Raw genomic sequence first — 15567 nt, 5'->3', positions numbered from 1 at the left:
AACCCTCAATTATTTCTGCGCTCAGTCCCTGCTGAAGGCTCCGCCTCGGTGATTCTAAGTGCCCATAACCTAAATGTATAAGGCTAAACCCTTATATATCGCGATCAAGCGGGTACACCGGCCGATTCACGCGGGAGAAGACGAATCGCGAATAGTCCGACGTCGTCACGCCGGGGCTGTCGCATTCGACGAGCCCTGCGGACAACGGCACAAAAACGGGTCTGCAATACATGCGCGACTTGAGAAGCAAGTAGCGTGCCTTGGTCGGATCGACGCCCACGCAATGGAACACGCCAAGGTCCCAGGGCTCGTGCGTCTGCTCGGTCACCACGATCTGCGCGCCGCCGATATCGAGCAGCGCCGTGCGGCCCATGTGGCATTCCATGCCGTTGTAGATCGGGCCGGAGACGACGTACTTGCCGTCACTGAGTTTGCGCACCGTGCCGCGCAGTTGCGCGGGCTGCTTGTGCATGCCGAGATGGGCGAGCGAGCGCTTGTTGCCCAGCGCGATGTCGATCTCGGCGCCTTCGCCCGCAGCGAACATCTGCGCCACGGCTTCGGGATCGCACAGCGGACCGACGGCGATGCCCGTCATGCCCAGCGCCAGCGCGGTCTGCAGCACGTCCATGGTGTCGCAGGTGCCGCCCGACATGCAGTTGTCGCCATGGTCGAGCAGCAGCACCGGCTTGCCATTGGCCTGCGCCGCCAGTGCCTGGGCCTTCGCGAGCGAGGTTTCGAGCGGCTCGCTGTCGTAGACGAATTCCGCGCGCCGTTGCCACACCGCCTGATCGGCGAACGCGTCGATGACGACTTGCTGCGCGTTGGCGGAGCCCTTTTTGACCGTGGCGACCACGCTCACGCAGGGCGCGGGAATGTCGGCCAGCGAGAAGCCGCCGAACACCGAAACAGCCGGCAGCCCGTCTTGCTTTTCCATCGCCGCAGCGCGCTCGCAGGCGTCCTTCATCGGGCCGCTCAATGTGGTGCTGCGCAGCGTGTGGCTCATCAGGCGCGTGGGCGTCCAGATCACTTCGTACTGCGCCTCTCCGCGCCACATCTCGAGCAGCAATCGGCCTGCATGCTCGCCGGTCTCGTACATGTCGATGTGCGGGTAGGTCTTGAAGCCCACGATCACGTCGGCGTTGCGCACGATCTTCTCGGTGATGTTGCCGTGCAGGTCGAGCGCTACGCCGATCCGCACGCCCGGTGCCGCGGCGGCGCGCACCCGCTCGAGCAGATCGCCCTCGCCGTCGTCGCTGTTCTCGGCGACCATCGCGCCATGCAGGTCGAGCAGGATGGCGTCGCAGCCAGGCACCGCCTCGACGATGCGGCGCGTGAGCTCGTCATACGCCGCGGCATGCACCGGCCCGCTCGGGTTGGACATGGCGGAGACCGGCGTGACCAGCTCCGCGCCCTCGGCCTCGGCCAGCTCGATGAAGGCCGCCATCGCCGTGCGCATGCCCTTGTTGGCGCGATACGCGTCTTCGCCGAAGGTCGGCGCAAAGGCTTCGAGGGGCGTGGGGACGGGCGAGAACGTATTGGTCTCGTGGTTCAGACGCGCGATCAGGAACTTTCTTCCAGGGGTACTCATTGCTTCAACTCTCCGGCGTGTTTCACGCCATGCCGACACCAAGGTATCTGTCCTTCACCGCCTCGTCGGCGATGAACTCCGCGTTGGTCGCCTCGTGCACCACGGCACCCTGCTCGATGATGTAGTGGCGATCCGCCAGCTGGGTGCAGACCTCGAGGTTCTGCTCGACCAGCACGATGGACACGCCGGCCGCCTTGATCACCTTGAGCTGCGCGACGATCTCTTCGACGATCACCGGCGCGAGGCCTTCGACCGGCTCGTCGAGCATCAGCAGGCGCGGCGCGTTCATCAGCGCGCGGCCGATGGCCAGCATCTGCTGCTCGCCACCCGAGAGCTGGCCACCGCCGTTGGTGCGTCGCTCCTTGAGGCGCGGGAAGATGCGGTAGATGTCGTCCAGCTGCCAGGGCGATGCCTTGCGCTGGCCGAGCATCAGGTTTTCCTCGACGGTCAGCAGCTTGAAGACGCCGCGATGTTCGGGCACGAGGCAGATGCCGCGCTGCGCCACCTGGTGCGTGGCGAGCTTGCTGGTCACCGCTCCCCCGAACCGGATCTGGCCCTGCGTCGGCAGCATCGCGCCCGCGATGCACTTGAGCGTGGTGGTCTTGCCCGCGCCGTTGCGCCCGAGCAGCGTGACCAGTTCGCCATCCTGCACATGCAGCGAGACGCCCTGCAGCACGTGGCTCTTGCCGTAGTGCGCGTGGATGCTCTCGACCTGAAGAAGCGGTGCGTTGCCGGTCGTCGTCGTCATGCCTTGCCTCCGGTGATCATGTTGCCCAGATAGGCCTTGCGCACGCGGTCGTCGTTGCGGATGTCGTTGGGCAAACCCTCGGCCAGCACCCGGCCCTGCTGCATCACGGTGATGGTGTCGGAGATGTCCATGACGATGTTCATGTTGTGTTCGATGAGAACCACCGTGTGCTCCTGCTTGAGGCTCTGGATGAGATGCTTCATCTCGTCGAGATCGTCAATGCCCATGCCCGACGTGGGCTCGTCCAGAAATATGGCCTTGGGCCTGGCCGCAAGCGCCATGCCCACTTCAAGGCGGCGCTGCTGGCCATGCGAGAGGTTGCCCGCGGGCGTGTCGGCAAAGCGTTCCATTCCAATTCTGGAGAGCACGTTGGAGACGGTGTCGGTGCGCGCGAGATCACCCGTTGGCGCGCGCCAGCAGTTGAGCGCCTGCATGGGCGCCACGCCCTGCGCCGCCAGACGCAGGTTCTCGCGCACCGGCAGCGTGAGGAACAGGCTCGTCACCTGGAAGGATCGCGCCATGCCGCGGCGCACGCGTACATGGTCGGGCTCGCGGGTTACGTCATGTCCGTCAAAAACGATTTTTCCGCCGCTCACCGTCTTGGTGCCGGTAAGCATGTGAAAGAGGGTGGTCTTGCCCGCCCCGTTGGGGCCAATCACCGAGTGCACGGTGTTGGCGCGGACCTTGATGTCCACGCCGCCGAGCGCCACGAACTTGTCGTAGCGCTTTTCGACGCCGACCGCTTCGAGCAGTACCGGGCTGTTGGAAGTCGTCGTCGTCATGCGTGGCCTCCCTTGGCGTTGGCCTGCGCGGCCTTGCCATCACCTTCTTCATTGGATTTCTTGCCGCCCACCAGTTGCCACAGCTTCTGGCACAGACCCCAGAGGCCGCCCTGCATGCCCAGACTCACGATCATCAGCACCACACCGAGAATCAACAGCCAGCGCGGCCACAGCGTGGACAGCCAGTCGCCGAGCAGCACATAGAAGGCCGCGCCGAGCAGCGAGGCGAGCAGGTTGCCGGTGCCGCCGATCACGGTCATCACGAGGATCATTTCGCTCGTGTGGTATTCCGCTGCCGACAGCGGCGCAATGCCGGTCATCAGCGCATGCAGCGCACCAGCGAGTCCGGTCACCGCGCCCGAGATCACGAAGGCCTGGAGCTTGAGCAACCGCAGGTTGTAGCCCACGGCGGCGGCGCGTTCCTCGTTGTCGCGCACGGCCAGCAGCGTGCGGCCGAAGATCGAATCGCAGACACGGCGCAGCAGCCAGTAGACGATGAGGAACAGCACGGCCACGAAGCTGTAGTACTGCCATGGCGTGTCGAGCGGAATGATCGTCTGGCCACCGAGCGTGAGCGATTTGCGTGGAATGTCCATGAGGCCGTTGTCGCCGCCGGTCAGATCGCTCGCGCTGTAGGCGATGAAGTAGAACATCTGGGCGAAGGCCAGCGTCAGCATCACGAAATAGGTGCCCTTCTGGCGGATCGCGACCCAGCCGACGATGGCCGCGCCGATGCCGCCCATGACCACGGCCGCGAGCAGCGCGAGCGGCATCGAGATCGGCAGCCGCGTGAGCAGGATGCCGAGCGTGTAGCTGCCAAGGCCGAAGAATACGCCCTGACCGAACGACAGCAGGCCGGTGTAGCCGAGCAGCAGATTGCAGGCCATGGCCGCAAGCGCGTAGATCAGCACCTCGCTCGCGAGCGAGCCGGACTTCATGAACAGCGGCATCGCGACGACGATGGCCACCGCGATCAGAAACTGGTAATGCTTGGAACTCAACATGATGTGTCGCACCCTCTATCTCTCGCTCAGACTTGGCGACCCAGAAGGCCGTTGGGGCGCAGCAGCAGCACGGCCGCCATCGCCACGTAGATCATCAGGCTCGCGCCAGGTGGCCAGATGGTGCTCATCAGGCTCTGCACGATGCCGATCAGCAGACCGCCCACCAGCGCGCCGCTGAAGCTGCCGAGACCCCCGACCACGACCACGACGAAGGCCACGCCCAGCGCCTCCACGCCCATGAACGGACTCACGCCGCGGATCGGCGCGGCCAGCACGCCGGCCAACGCGGCGAGGCCCACGCCCAGGCCGAACACCAGGCTGAAGATGGCCAGGATGTTGGTGCCGAGCAGCGACACCATCTCGGTCGATTCGCTGCCCGCGCGCACGATGGAGCCGAGGCGCGTGCCTTCGAGCACCCACCAGATGATCACGGCCAGCACGGCGGTGAAGCCGATCACGAACAGCCGGTATTTGGGATAGATGAAGCTGCCCCACATGACCACGCCGCTCAGCAGATCGGGCGTGGGCACGCTGTCGCCGAGCGGTCCCCAGATCATGATCACGACCTCCTGCACGATGAGCGCGAAGCCCACGGTGATGAGGATGTGGAACTCGTGCGGCTTGGCGTAGACGTGGCGCAGGATCAGTTTTTCGGTGAGCCAGCCGATCGCGCCGACCGCCACGGGAACGACGACGAGCGACAGCCAGAAGCCCATGCCCCATTGGTTCATCTGGTAGCAGAAGTAGGCGCCGAGCAGGTAGAAGGTGCCGTGTGCGAAGTTGACGAAGCGCAGCAGGCCGAAGACGATCGACAGGCCTACCGCCAACAGGAAGTACAGCATGCCGATGCCGATCCCGTTGATCGTCTGAAGCAGATAAATGCTCATGGGGAAGCTTCTATGTTTGGGGGCTTGCGAAGCCTTGCGGCTTCGATGGTTCATCGTTTGGAGGCGCCAATACAGCCCTTCATGCGTCGTTGCTCACGCTTGCCGTACGAGAGTACTGTCTGCGCGTGAGACGCCTAGCCTGAAGGGCCGTCTTGTCGTTGCGGGGGCGAATCAGCGCCCTGAACTCTGCAGGCGCTGCCTGCCTGCAGGTTCGACGACAACTCCTTGTTGCTGCAACTGTTGGGTTCAACCCATCTTGCAGCCGGTCTGATCCACCGGCAGGAACGACTTGCCGCTGCTCACGATTTCGGCGTAGTCGTCCTTGTTCTTCATCTTGGACTTGGCCTTGCCCTTGAGGAGGTAGTAGTTCTTGAGCACCTGGTGGTCGGCCTTGCGGATTTCTTCTTCGCCGGTGAGGCCCTGGTACTTCATGCTTTCCATGGCGGCGATGACGGCCTTGGTGTCGACGGTGCCGGCCTTGATGATGGCGTCGATCATCAGCTTGGTGCAGATGTAGGAGCCTGCCAGGCTGTAGTTGGGGTTGAACTTGAATTTCTCGTTGCAGCGCTTGACGAGGTCCAGGTTCTGCGGCGCGTCGACCGTGTGCCAGTACTGCGCGCCGAAGTAGATGCCGTCGCAGAGGTCCGCGCCGAGCGATTCGAACTGCTCCAGTCCCGAGGCCCAGGCGATCAGGATCGTGGTGTTCTTGTTCATGCCGAAGCTGATGGCCTGGCGCAGGGTGTCGGAGGACTGCTGGCCGAAGTTCAGGATCAGCAGCACGTCGGGTTTGGCCGCGACGGCGTTGGTCAGGTAGCCGCTGAATTCCTTTTCGGTGAGCGAGTGGTAGCTGTTGCCCACATGCTCGATGCCGCGTTCCTTGAAGATGTTCTTGGCGGCCGTCAGCAGGCCGTCACCGAACACGTATTGGGGCGTGATGGTGTAGACGCGCTTGGCCTTGGGGTGCGCGTCCAGCAGCGGACGCACGGTCTGTTCGATGGCACCGAAAGTGGGCACGGACCAGCGGAAGGTGGCGCTGTTGCAGTCCTTGCCGGTGATCTCGTCGGCCCCGGCGGTGGTGATGAAGATGCCGCCGGCCTTCTCGGCTTCCTTGCCCATGGCGAGCGATTCGGAGGACAGAATGCCGCCCGCGAAGAACTTCGTGCCCTGCTGCGAGGCGTCCTGCACTTTGCGGATGGCGGTGGCGGGCTTGCCTTCCGTGTCGAGCAGCGTGTAGCCGAGCGGTCGGTTCAGTGCCTTGCCGTATTGCTCGATCGCGAGCTTCATGCCCAGATCGGCGAACTTGCCGTTCGCGGCGAACGCGCCAGACATGGGCACGGGACAGCCGAACTGGATGGTGTCTTTGGCCTGTGCCCACGCGCTGTGCGTGAGGCCGAGAGAGGCTGGCAGAGCGCCGAGCGCGGACATTTGCAGGAAGTTGCGACGTTGCATGAGGGTGTCTCCAGGGTTGAATCGAGGCCGGCATGGCCTGCTTTGTTCTCGGAGCACGATGCGTGCCAGAACCGGCTGCACCACTCCTGCTCCTCAAATACTATTTATAGTGACAAATAGAACAAATATGACGCGGACAAACCCTAGAACGCGGTGACAACGCGCGTTCGCGGTGCATACTGATTGCGCGATGCGACAACCCGCTCACATGGCCCGCTGCATGCGGCATGGCAGTTCAAAAAGCTCCGATATGGCAACCAAGAAATCTCCTTCACCGATGGCGATCAAGCAGCTCAAGCGCTCTGATCTGGTCGCGCAGGAAATCAAGCGCATGATCACCGAGAGGAATCTCAGCCCCGGTGACCGGCTGCCGCGCGAGAGCGAGCTGCAGGCGCAGTTCGAGGTGAGCAAGGGCACCATCCGCGAGGCGCTCAAGTCGCTCGAGGTGCAGGGGCTGATCACCATCTCCACGGGGCCGTCGGGCGGTGGAACCATCGTCGAGGTGCCGCTGGACCGCACGCTGCAGTTCATGCAGAACTACCTGTTCTTCAAGGAAGTCACCATCGATGACATCTACGCGGTGCGCATGATGCTCGAGCCCGAACTCGCGGCCGGTGCCGTGCCGCATCTCACCGATGCGGATTTCGTTGCGCTCGAGCACAGCATCATCTGCTGCGATCCCACGTCGAGCCACGAAGACCTGATCATGCAGCGTCGCGAGGACGTGAACTTTCACGACATCCTCGCCGCCGCCAATCCCAATCCGTTTCTGCGCTTCACCTGCGAGCTGATCAACGAAATGATCCGCCAGCTCATCGTCTTCGGCAACCGCACGCCGCAGACCGAGCACCGCCGCTTCGGCGAGGAAAACGCGAACTACCACCGCGACATCGTTGAGGCAGCGCGGGCGCGGGACGCCGAGCGGGTGCGCGCGCTGATGCTGCGGCACATGCAGGATGCGACGCGCTCCGTCAAGCGCATGAAGGGACGCATTCAGGGGCGGCTGATTCTCGATGCGGACAACCTGCGCAGCCCGCGCGCGGCGGTGACGCTCTCGACGCGCCCGCCCGCTTCAACGCCTGCTGCAGAGACAGCTGAAAAGCCTGCGCCAAAACGCGCCCCTGCGACTCCCAAGATGGTCAAGCCACGCGCTTCCAAAGCGGGGGTGAAAGTGGCGTGAGACCGCAGATGCGGCGAGTCTTGTTCATGCCTGCATGACGGTGCTGCAAATCCCCTGTTTTCGCTAGGATTTCAAGCGCGCGCTGATAAGCTCGCGCGCCGCGAGAACCAACTACCAACTACCAATTTCCGCGAGGAGCACATGTCCATTTCCCCACGTAGCGCGCTGCGCGCCGTCGCCGCTGCTGCCGCAGTCCTGTCCGCATTCGCCACTCCGCTGGCACAGGCCGATACCGGCGCCTATCCCAACAAGCCGATCCGTCTGGTCGTGCCCTACGCCGCCGGCGGCTCGACCGACATCATCGGCCGACTGCTCGCGCAGAAGATGGGCGAGAACATGGGCGTCTCCGTGGTGGTGGACAACAAGCCCGGCGCCAACGGCACCATCGGCTGCGACTACGTGGCCAAGCAACCGGCCGACGGCTACACCATCATCCTCGGCGACGTGGGCTGCATGGCCATGGCGCCGGGCCTCTACACCAAGCTGCCCTACAACCCACTCAAGGACTTCAGCGTCGTGAGCCTGGTGGGCCGCAGCCCGCTGGTGCTGACCGTCGGCAGCAAGAGCCCGCTCACATCGGTCGCCGATCTGACGGCCGCTGCCAAAGCCAACCCCGGCAAGCTGAACTTCCCGTCATCCGGCACCGGCGGCCCGAACCATCTGGGTGCGGAGCTGTACGCCATGCAGGCGAAGGTGAAGGTCACGCACGTGCCTTACAAGGGCAGCGCGCCATCCGTGGTGTCGCTGGTTGCGGGCGAAACCGATTTTGGCTTCCTCACCGCAGTGACGATCAACTCGCAGCTCAACGCAGGCAACGTCAAGGCGCTGGCCGTGGCGCACACCGAGCGCCTGTCCGGCATGCCCAACGTGCCCACGTTCATCGAGCAGGGCCTCAAGGGCTTTACTGCCGACGCGTGGTTCATGGCGTCCGTGCCGGTGGGCACGCCGCAGCCCGTGGTGGATCGCCTCTACAAGGAAATCGCCAAGGCGCTGCCGGATGCGGAAGTGAAGGCCAAGTTCGACTCGGCGGGCGTGCTGCCATCGGGCCTGGACCCCAAGGCATCGACCGCCTTCCTGAATGACGAAGTCAACAAGTGGCGCAACGTGATCAAGACCGCCAACATCACCTTGGATTGATTCCGTCCTGCATTTGACGGACCGAAAGGCCAGTGCCGATTGAGTGGATCGACGGCACTGGCCTTCTGCATTCATCTCCCGCTGCACCGAGCCTGCAGCGATATGAACGATAATCCTCGACGGCGCACCGGCCAACTGGTCGGCGCGCCAGATTCGAAGGTGCCCAAGTGCCCTGGCAATCGCCCTGTGGGGTGGCTGCTTCGGGAGTTCACAGGGTTCAACGAGAAGCAGGTGCGCTCTCCTCTGAATGAGGCCGCAATTCCTGCGCTGCCCCCGCAACGGTAGGCGAAATCTCAGGTCCACAGGCTGTGTCGGCATTCGCTGACCGGCAGTCACTGCGCTGTTCACGACGGCGTGGGAAGGCGTTGGACCGAGTCTGCATGTCATCGCACTGCAGATGTTTCGCAAGCCCGGATACCGGCCTTCGCATCGCTTCGGACACCGCGGGAGTGTGCATGTCCGGGCAGGCTGGTGCAGCACTGAACGCGTGTGCCGGGTCGATGCGTCGATCCGCGGAACAAGCGCTTCGCTCGGGTTGCTCACGGCCCTGTCCGGTGGCGCGATTGCGCGGTGTGTGTGGATTCAACCCCATCACTCATCGGACCTCGCGGGTGTGCGAAGTCCGGGAAACGACATCGCATGCGCAACCGCCTTGGCCTGTCCGCTTTCTCGCGGCATGGCCCACTGAATTCCATCTCTCGTCTGCCGATGTGCACGTTCGCGTGCGCATCGATTTCGGCTGCGCGTCTGTCGCACGCGGCCCGCCTGGCCTTTTCTTTTCACCCTTCGCTCGCAGGAGTCACGCCATGAACACCGCCAAAATCCCCGCCACCATCGTCACCGGTTTTCTGGGCAGCGGCAAGACCACGCTGCTGCGTCACATTCTGGACAACGCCGATGGCCGCCGCATTGCTGTGGTGGTCAACGAGTTCGGTGAGCTCGGCATCGATGGCGAGATCCTCAAGGGCTGCGGCATCGGCTGCGACGACAGCGGCAACGAGGTGCAGGGCACGCTCTATGAGCTGGCCAACGGCTGCATGTGCTGCACGGTGCAGGAGGAGTTCTTCCCGGTGATGAAGGAGCTGGCCGCGCGCCGCGACCAGATCGACGCGGTGCTGATCGAGACCTCGGGCCTCGCGCTGCCCAAGCCGCTGGTGCAGGCGTTCCAGTGGCCCGAAATCTCGAACGTGTTCACCGTCGATGCGGTGGTGACCGTGGTGGACACGCCCGCCGCCGCCGCAGGACAGTTCGCCGCGCACCCCGAGGCGGTGGATGAGCAGCGCCGCGCCGATCCCAATCTGGACCACGAATCGCCATTGCACGAACTGTTCGAAGACCAGTTGGGTGCGGCCGATCTGGTGGTGCTCAACAAGACGGATGCGGTCGATGCGGCAGCGCTCGAGAAGGTGCAGGCCATGGTGCGCGAGGAGCTGCCCGCCGAGGTGAAGATCGTTCACGCATCGCATGGCCGTCTGCCGCTCGACGTGCTGCTCGGCCTGTCGAAGGCGGCGGAGACCACCATCGATCTGCGCCCCACGCACCACGATCACGACGAGGACCATGACCATGACGAGTTCGATTCGTTCGTGATCGAGCTGCCCGCCGTGGATCGCGACAGGCTGCTGGCCGCCGTCGAGCGGCTGGTCGGTGCCCACGACATCCTGCGCGTGAAGGGCTTTGCGCATGTGCCGGGCAAGGCCATGCGCTGGCTGCTGCAGGGCGTGGGCCGCCGCATCGACACGCATTACGACCGTGCCTGGAAGGCGGACGAAGAGCGCACCACGCGCCTCGTCTTCATCGGCCAGAACCTCGATGAGGCCGCACTGCGCGCGGGCCTTGCCGATGTAGCGGCGGACGTGGCCGCATAAGGGACCGGCATGCATCTGCTCAGCACCCGCCCCGGAGGATTCGTCGAGGACGAGAGCATCGTCACGCGTCTCGAACAGACGCCTGCCGACATCGTCATCCTCAGCTCCGCCGACACCACGCTCGCGCTGCTCGCGCAGGCCTGCGCCGCACTCAGCGCGCAGCAGCCGGGCTTTCCGGGCATACGGCTCGCCAACCTGCTGCACCTGCGCCAGCCCGCGTCGCTCGACCTGTACGTGGACGAGGTGCTGCAGCACGCCAAGGTGGTGGTGGTCGATCATCTCGGCTCCGAATCCGCGTGGCCGTACGGCGTGCAGCAGATCCATGCGCTCGCGCACCAGCGCGGGCAGAAGCTCGCGATGTTCTCGGGCGATCTGCAGGAGGACCTGCAACTGCTCGAACGCAGCACGCTCGCGCTGCCGGTCTGCCGCTTGCTTTGGCAATACCTGCGTGCGGGCGGCATCGAGAACGCGCAGGCCTTCGTGCGCGCCGTGGCCTTTCACGGGCTCGCGCAGGGCAGCGAGCCGCCGCCGCCGCGCACTCTGCCGCAGATCGCGGTGCATGTGCCGGCAGCGCTGTGCGCATCGCACGCGATCGCGGGGATCGATGACCTGCGTGCGGCGTGGCACGAGGGCGCGCCGGTGGTGGCGATCACGTTCTACCGCGCCCACCTGCTGTCGGCCAACACGGCGGCGTTCGATGCGCTGGCGCTCGCGCTGCATGCGCGCGGGCTGAACCCGCTGCCGGTGGCGCTCGATTCGCTCAAGGACGCGCTGTGTCTTTCCGCATTCCGCGCGCTCTGCGACGAGCAGAAGGTGGCACTGGTGCTCAACACCACCGCGTTCTCCGCCGTGGGCGAGGGGGCGGCGCTGGCGGGCGATGCGCCGGTGCTGCAGGTGATCGCGAGCGGCGGCAACCGCGAAGACTGGCTGGCCGATAGCCAGGGCCTGCGTCCGCGCGACATCGCGATGCAGGTGGTGCTGCCCGAGATGGACGGCCGCATCATCACGCGCGCGGTGAGCTTCAAGGGCCTGTCCTACCGCTGCCCGATCACGCAGACCGACGTGGTCGCGTACCAGCCCGAGCCCGACCGCGTGGACTTCGTCGCCGAACTGGCGGAGCGCTGGTGCCGCCTGCGCAGCAAGCCGGCCGCCGAAAAACGGCTGGCGTTGGTGCTCGCCAACTACCCCGGCAGCGAGGGCCGCATCGGCAGCGGTGTGGGTCTCGACACGCCGCAATCGGTGATCACCATCGTGCAGGCGCTCGCGCGAAGCGGCTATGTGCTTGGGGATGACAACGCGTTGCCGGAGAACGGTGATGCGCTCATGCAGGCGCTGCGCGAGGGCATCGCCAATGACCCGTCGCAATGGCCGCTGCGCCCCGCGATGCAGAGCTACGCGCTGGCCGACTACCAACGGCGGCTCGCGCAGCTCGCGCCCGGGATGGCCGAGGCGATCAACGCGCGCTGGGGCACGCCGGAGGCCGATCCAGCGCTGCGCGACGGGCGCTTCATGATCGCGGGCCTGCGCCTCGGTTCGGTGTTCGTCGGCATCCAGCCCGCGCGTGCGCTGGCGGACGATGGCAAGGGCATGGGCGCGCAGGACTATGCGAGCTATCACGACGCCGAGCTGGTACCGCCGCACGGCTATCTGGCGTTCTACTTCTGGCTGCGCGACGTGTGGCGCGTCGATGCGATGGTGCATGTGGGCAAGCACGGCAATCTGGAGTGGCTGCCGGGCAAGAGCCTCGCGCTGTCCGCGCAGTGCTGGCCCGATGCGATTCTCGGTCCGCTGCCGCATCTCTACCCGTTCATCGTCAACGATCCTGGCGAGGGCGCGCAGGCCAAGCGCCGCAGTCAGGCAGTGATCATCGACCACCTGATGCCGCCGCTCACGCGTGCGGAAAACCATGGCCCGCTGCAGGATCTGGAGCGGCTGGTGGACGAGTTCTACGATGCCCTGCTGGTCGATCAGCGCCGCGCGGAACTGCTGCGCAGGCAGATTCTCGCCATCGTGCGCCAACAGCATCTGCTCAAGGATCTCGCCATCGAGCCCGCGCAGGCGGGCGATGACGACGCGCTGCTCGAGCGCATCGACGCCTATCTGTGCGAGCTGAAGGAAACGCAGATCCGCGATGGCCTGCATGTCTTTGGACAGTCGCCCGTGGGCAGGCAGCGGGGCGACACCTTGCTGGCGCTCGCACGCTATCCCTCGGGCGGCGCGCGGACCGGCCTGCTGCAGGCGCTCGCCAACGATCTGCTGACGGCCGATTTCGACCCGCTGCGCATCGAGCCCGCTCGCGTGTGGACGGGCGCGCGCCCCGCCGCGCTGCAGGCCGTGAGCGACGAGCCGTGGCGGCACGAGGGCGACACGCGCGAGCGCCTGGAGCTGCTGGCGCGTGTGGTGATCGAAGCACCCGAGAGGGCCGCTGACTGGCCGCACACGCGAGCCGAGATGATGCATGTGCAGGACACGCTGGCCCCCGCGCTCGATGCCTGCGGCGAACAGGAGATCACCCAGTTGCTGCGCGGCCTCGATGGCAAGTTCGTGCCGGCAGGGCCGAGCGGATCGCCATCGCGTGGACGGCCCGATGTGCTGCCGACGGGGCGCAATTTCTACACGCTCGACAGCCGCGCCATCCCGACGCAATCGGCATGGGACCTCGGCCAGCAGGCCGCGAAGAACGTGCTCGAGCGCTATCTGCAGGACAACGGCGAGTATCCGCGCACGCTGGGTTTGTCGGTCTGGGGAACGGCCACCATGCGCACCGGTGGCGACGACATCGCGCAGGCCTTTGCGCTGATCGGCGTGCGCCCCAAGTGGGCGGCGGGCAGTCACCGCGTGGTCGACTTCGAGGTGATCCCGCGCGTGGGGCTGGGGCGTCCGCGCGTGGACGTCACGCTGCGCATCTCGGGCTTTTTCCGCGATGCGTTTCCCAACGTGGTGCAGATGTTCGATGCGGCCGTGCAGGCGGTTGCGGCGCTTGATGGCGAGGATGCCGAAGAGAACCCGATCCGCGCGCGCATCGAGCAGGAACGCGCCGATCTGCAGGCGCGCGGCATGGACGATGCGGCGGCGCTGCGGCAGGCCAGCTGGCGGGTGTTCGGCGCTCCGGCGGGGCACTACGGCTCGGGGCTGCAGGGGCTGTTTCAGACCGGCGCATGGCAGAGCGATGACGACCTCGCGCGCGCCTACCTGCAGTGGAGCGCGTTCGCCTACGGGCAGGACGGCGACGGCGTGCCCGCGCTCGGCGCATTGGAGCGGCGCCTTGGGCAGCTCGACGTCGCGCTGCAGAACCAGGACAGCCGGGAGCACGACGTGCTCGATTCGAGCGACTACTTTCAATTTCAGGGCGGCATGGCGGCGGCGGCCACGCACCTTTCGGGCAGGCAGCCGGCGCTCTACCACGGCGACCACGCGAACCCGCAGCATGCGCGCGTGCGCAGCCTTGGCGAAGAAATCGGCCGCGTCGTGCGCGCGCGCGTGACCAATCCCAAATGGATCGCGGGCGCCATGCGCCACGGCTACAAAGGCGCGTTCGAGATGGCGGCGACGGTGGACTATCTGTTCGGCTTCGACGCCACCACGCACCAGGTCGCGGACCACCATTACGCGATGGTCACCGACGCCTATCTGCTCGATGCGCACACGCGCGACTTTCTCCAGCAGCACAACCCCGACGCGTTGCGCGACATGACGACGCGCCTGCTCGAAGCCGTGCAGCGCGGCCTGTGGGAAGAGCCGGGCGAGTATCGCGAGAAGCTTGAAGACCTGCTGCTCGAGCATGAGCAGCATATGGAAGGAGGTCGATGATGACCACGGACACTGGCTCTGGCAAGAGTGCTCCGGCGCTGCCGCCGCTGTTCCCGTTCGCCGCGATTGCGGGTCAGCCCGAGCTGCGGCTCGCGCTGCTGCTGGCGGCGCTTGATCCGCGCATCGGCGGCGTGCTGGTGGAGGGCCCGCGCGGAACGGCCAAGTCGACCGGCGCACGCGCGCTGGCCGAACTGTTGCCTGAAGCGCCCTTCGTCACGCTGCCGCTGGGCGCGACGCTCGAGCATCTGGTCGGCACGCTCGATCTGCAGCAGGCGCTGGCCGCAAGCGCGGTGCGTTTCGCGCCGGGGCTGCTCGCGCGCGCGCATGGCGGCGTGCTCTACGTGGACGAGATCAATCTGCTGCCCGACGCGCTCGTCGATGTGCTGCTTGACGCGGCCGCGAGCGGCGTCAACGTGATCGAGCGCGACGGCATCTCGCACAGTCACGCGGCGCGCATCGTGCTGGTCGGCACGATGAACCCCGAAGAGGGCACGCTGCGTCCGCAACTGCTGGACCGGCTGGGGCTGTGCGTGCGGCTTGCGAATGTGAGCGACGTGGCGCTGCGTCAGGAGATCGTGCGCGTGCGTCTGGCGTTCGATGCCGATCCTCTGGCCCTGCGTGCGCGCTATGCGGACGAGCAGCAGCGCCTGAGCGCACGGCTTCAAGCCGCGATGCGGCGGCTCGGTGACGCCAGTGCGCTGTCATTGAGCGATGCGGTGCTGCAGACCGCGAGCGGGCTCTGCATCGCCGCGCAGGTCGATGGCATGCGCGCCGATCTCGTGCTGCTGCGCGCCGCGCGCGCGTTTGCGGCGTGGAGCGAGGCTGAGAGCGTGTTGCCGGAGCATGTGCATGCGGTGTCCGAGCTGGTGCTCGCGCATCGGCGCAAGCCGGGTACGGCAGCGGCGCCGAAACCTGCGGCGAACGAGGCTTCACCGCCACCATCATCATCAGCGTCGCCTTCGGCCGAGAGCGGTGCGCAGGACAGCGACTGGGGCTATCTGCCCGCGCAGTCCGTGCCCGTGCAGCGCAATGCGCAAGCGTCACCGCTGCTTGTGGGTCGCAAGGAAGAGCCCGCCACAAAAAAAGCCTGAGCCCTCGAGTCGCGCCGCAGTCC

At 65.8% G+C, this 15567-nt stretch carries 11 protein-coding genes and 1 riboswitch; of the genes, 5 read left to right on the top strand and 6 right to left on the bottom strand.

From position 1 onward, the window contains the following. Positions 1 to 91 precede the first annotated feature (91 nt). From ISG32_RS12135 to ISG32_RS12110, 6 genes are all read right to left on the bottom strand, one after another. A complete protein-coding gene (locus ISG32_RS12135) occupies positions 92 to 1588 on the bottom strand; it encodes a M81 family metallopeptidase (RefSeq protein WP_194771271.1) in 1497 nt (498 codons plus the stop codon). Positions 1589 to 1610: 22 nt separating this feature from the next. Then, on the bottom strand, positions 1611 to 2336 hold the full coding sequence (locus ISG32_RS12130; protein WP_194771270.1) for an ABC transporter ATP-binding protein: 726 nt from the start codon (positions 2334 to 2336) through the stop codon (positions 1611 to 1613). Further along, positions 2333 to 3118, bottom strand: a complete 786-nt coding sequence (locus tag ISG32_RS12125; protein ID WP_194771269.1) for an ABC transporter ATP-binding protein — start codon at positions 3116 to 3118, stop codon at positions 2333 to 2335. Before ISG32_RS12125 ends, ISG32_RS12130 begins: the two co-directional genes overlap by 4 nt. After that, positions 3115 to 4122 (bottom strand): branched-chain amino acid ABC transporter permease, encoded by a 1008-nt coding sequence (locus ISG32_RS12120; RefSeq protein ID WP_194771268.1) that lies wholly within the window; start codon positions 4120 to 4122, stop codon positions 3115 to 3117. Before ISG32_RS12120 ends, ISG32_RS12125 begins: the two co-directional genes overlap by 4 nt. Before the next feature lie 26 nt (positions 4123 to 4148). After that, positions 4149 to 5009: a branched-chain amino acid ABC transporter permease gene (locus tag ISG32_RS12115; protein WP_194771267.1), complete on the bottom strand. Its 861-nt coding sequence runs from the start codon at positions 5007 to 5009 to the stop codon at positions 4149 to 4151. A 246-nt stretch (positions 5010 to 5255) separates the two neighbouring features. Further along, entirely contained in the window at positions 5256 to 6458 is a 1203-nt protein-coding gene (locus ISG32_RS12110; RefSeq protein WP_194771266.1) for an ABC transporter substrate-binding protein, read from the bottom strand. A gap of 250 nt (positions 6459 to 6708) precedes the next feature. On the opposite strand from ISG32_RS12110, the gene ISG32_RS12105 reads away from it, so the two are divergent. From ISG32_RS12105 to ISG32_RS12085, 5 genes are all read left to right on the top strand, one after another. Next, complete coding sequence (locus ISG32_RS12105) at positions 6709 to 7638, top strand: FadR/GntR family transcriptional regulator (protein WP_194771265.1); 930 nt, start codon at positions 6709 to 6711, stop codon at positions 7636 to 7638. A 141-nt stretch (positions 7639 to 7779) separates the two neighbouring features. Continuing rightward, positions 7780 to 8775, top strand: coding sequence for a Bug family tripartite tricarboxylate transporter substrate binding protein (locus ISG32_RS12100; protein WP_194771264.1), 996 nt, complete (start codon positions 7780 to 7782; stop codon positions 8773 to 8775). Between the two features lie 175 nt (positions 8776 to 8950). Beyond that, a riboswitch (cobalamin riboswitch) is annotated at positions 8951 to 9215 on the top strand. A gap of 366 nt (positions 9216 to 9581) precedes the next feature. Next, positions 9582 to 10643, top strand: coding sequence for a cobalamin biosynthesis protein CobW (cobW, locus tag ISG32_RS12095; RefSeq protein ID WP_194771263.1), 1062 nt, complete (start codon positions 9582 to 9584; stop codon positions 10641 to 10643). Positions 10644 to 10652: 9 nt separating this feature from the next. Then, positions 10653 to 14453 (top strand): cobaltochelatase subunit CobN, encoded by a 3801-nt coding sequence (gene cobN, locus ISG32_RS12090; RefSeq protein ID WP_194771262.1) that lies wholly within the window; start codon positions 10653 to 10655, stop codon positions 14451 to 14453. Continuing rightward, positions 14453 to 15544: an ATP-binding protein gene (locus tag ISG32_RS12085; protein WP_194771261.1), complete on the top strand. Its 1092-nt coding sequence runs from the start codon at positions 14453 to 14455 to the stop codon at positions 15542 to 15544. The genes cobN and ISG32_RS12085 overlap by 1 nt, the downstream gene beginning before the upstream one ends. Positions 15545 to 15567 lie beyond the last annotated feature (23 nt).

This window comes from Diaphorobacter caeni (assembly GCF_015354245.1).
Lineage (GTDB): Bacteria > Pseudomonadota > Gammaproteobacteria > Burkholderiales > Burkholderiaceae_C > Diaphorobacter_A > Diaphorobacter_A caeni.
This window is presented reverse-complemented; position numbering and strand designations above follow the sequence as displayed.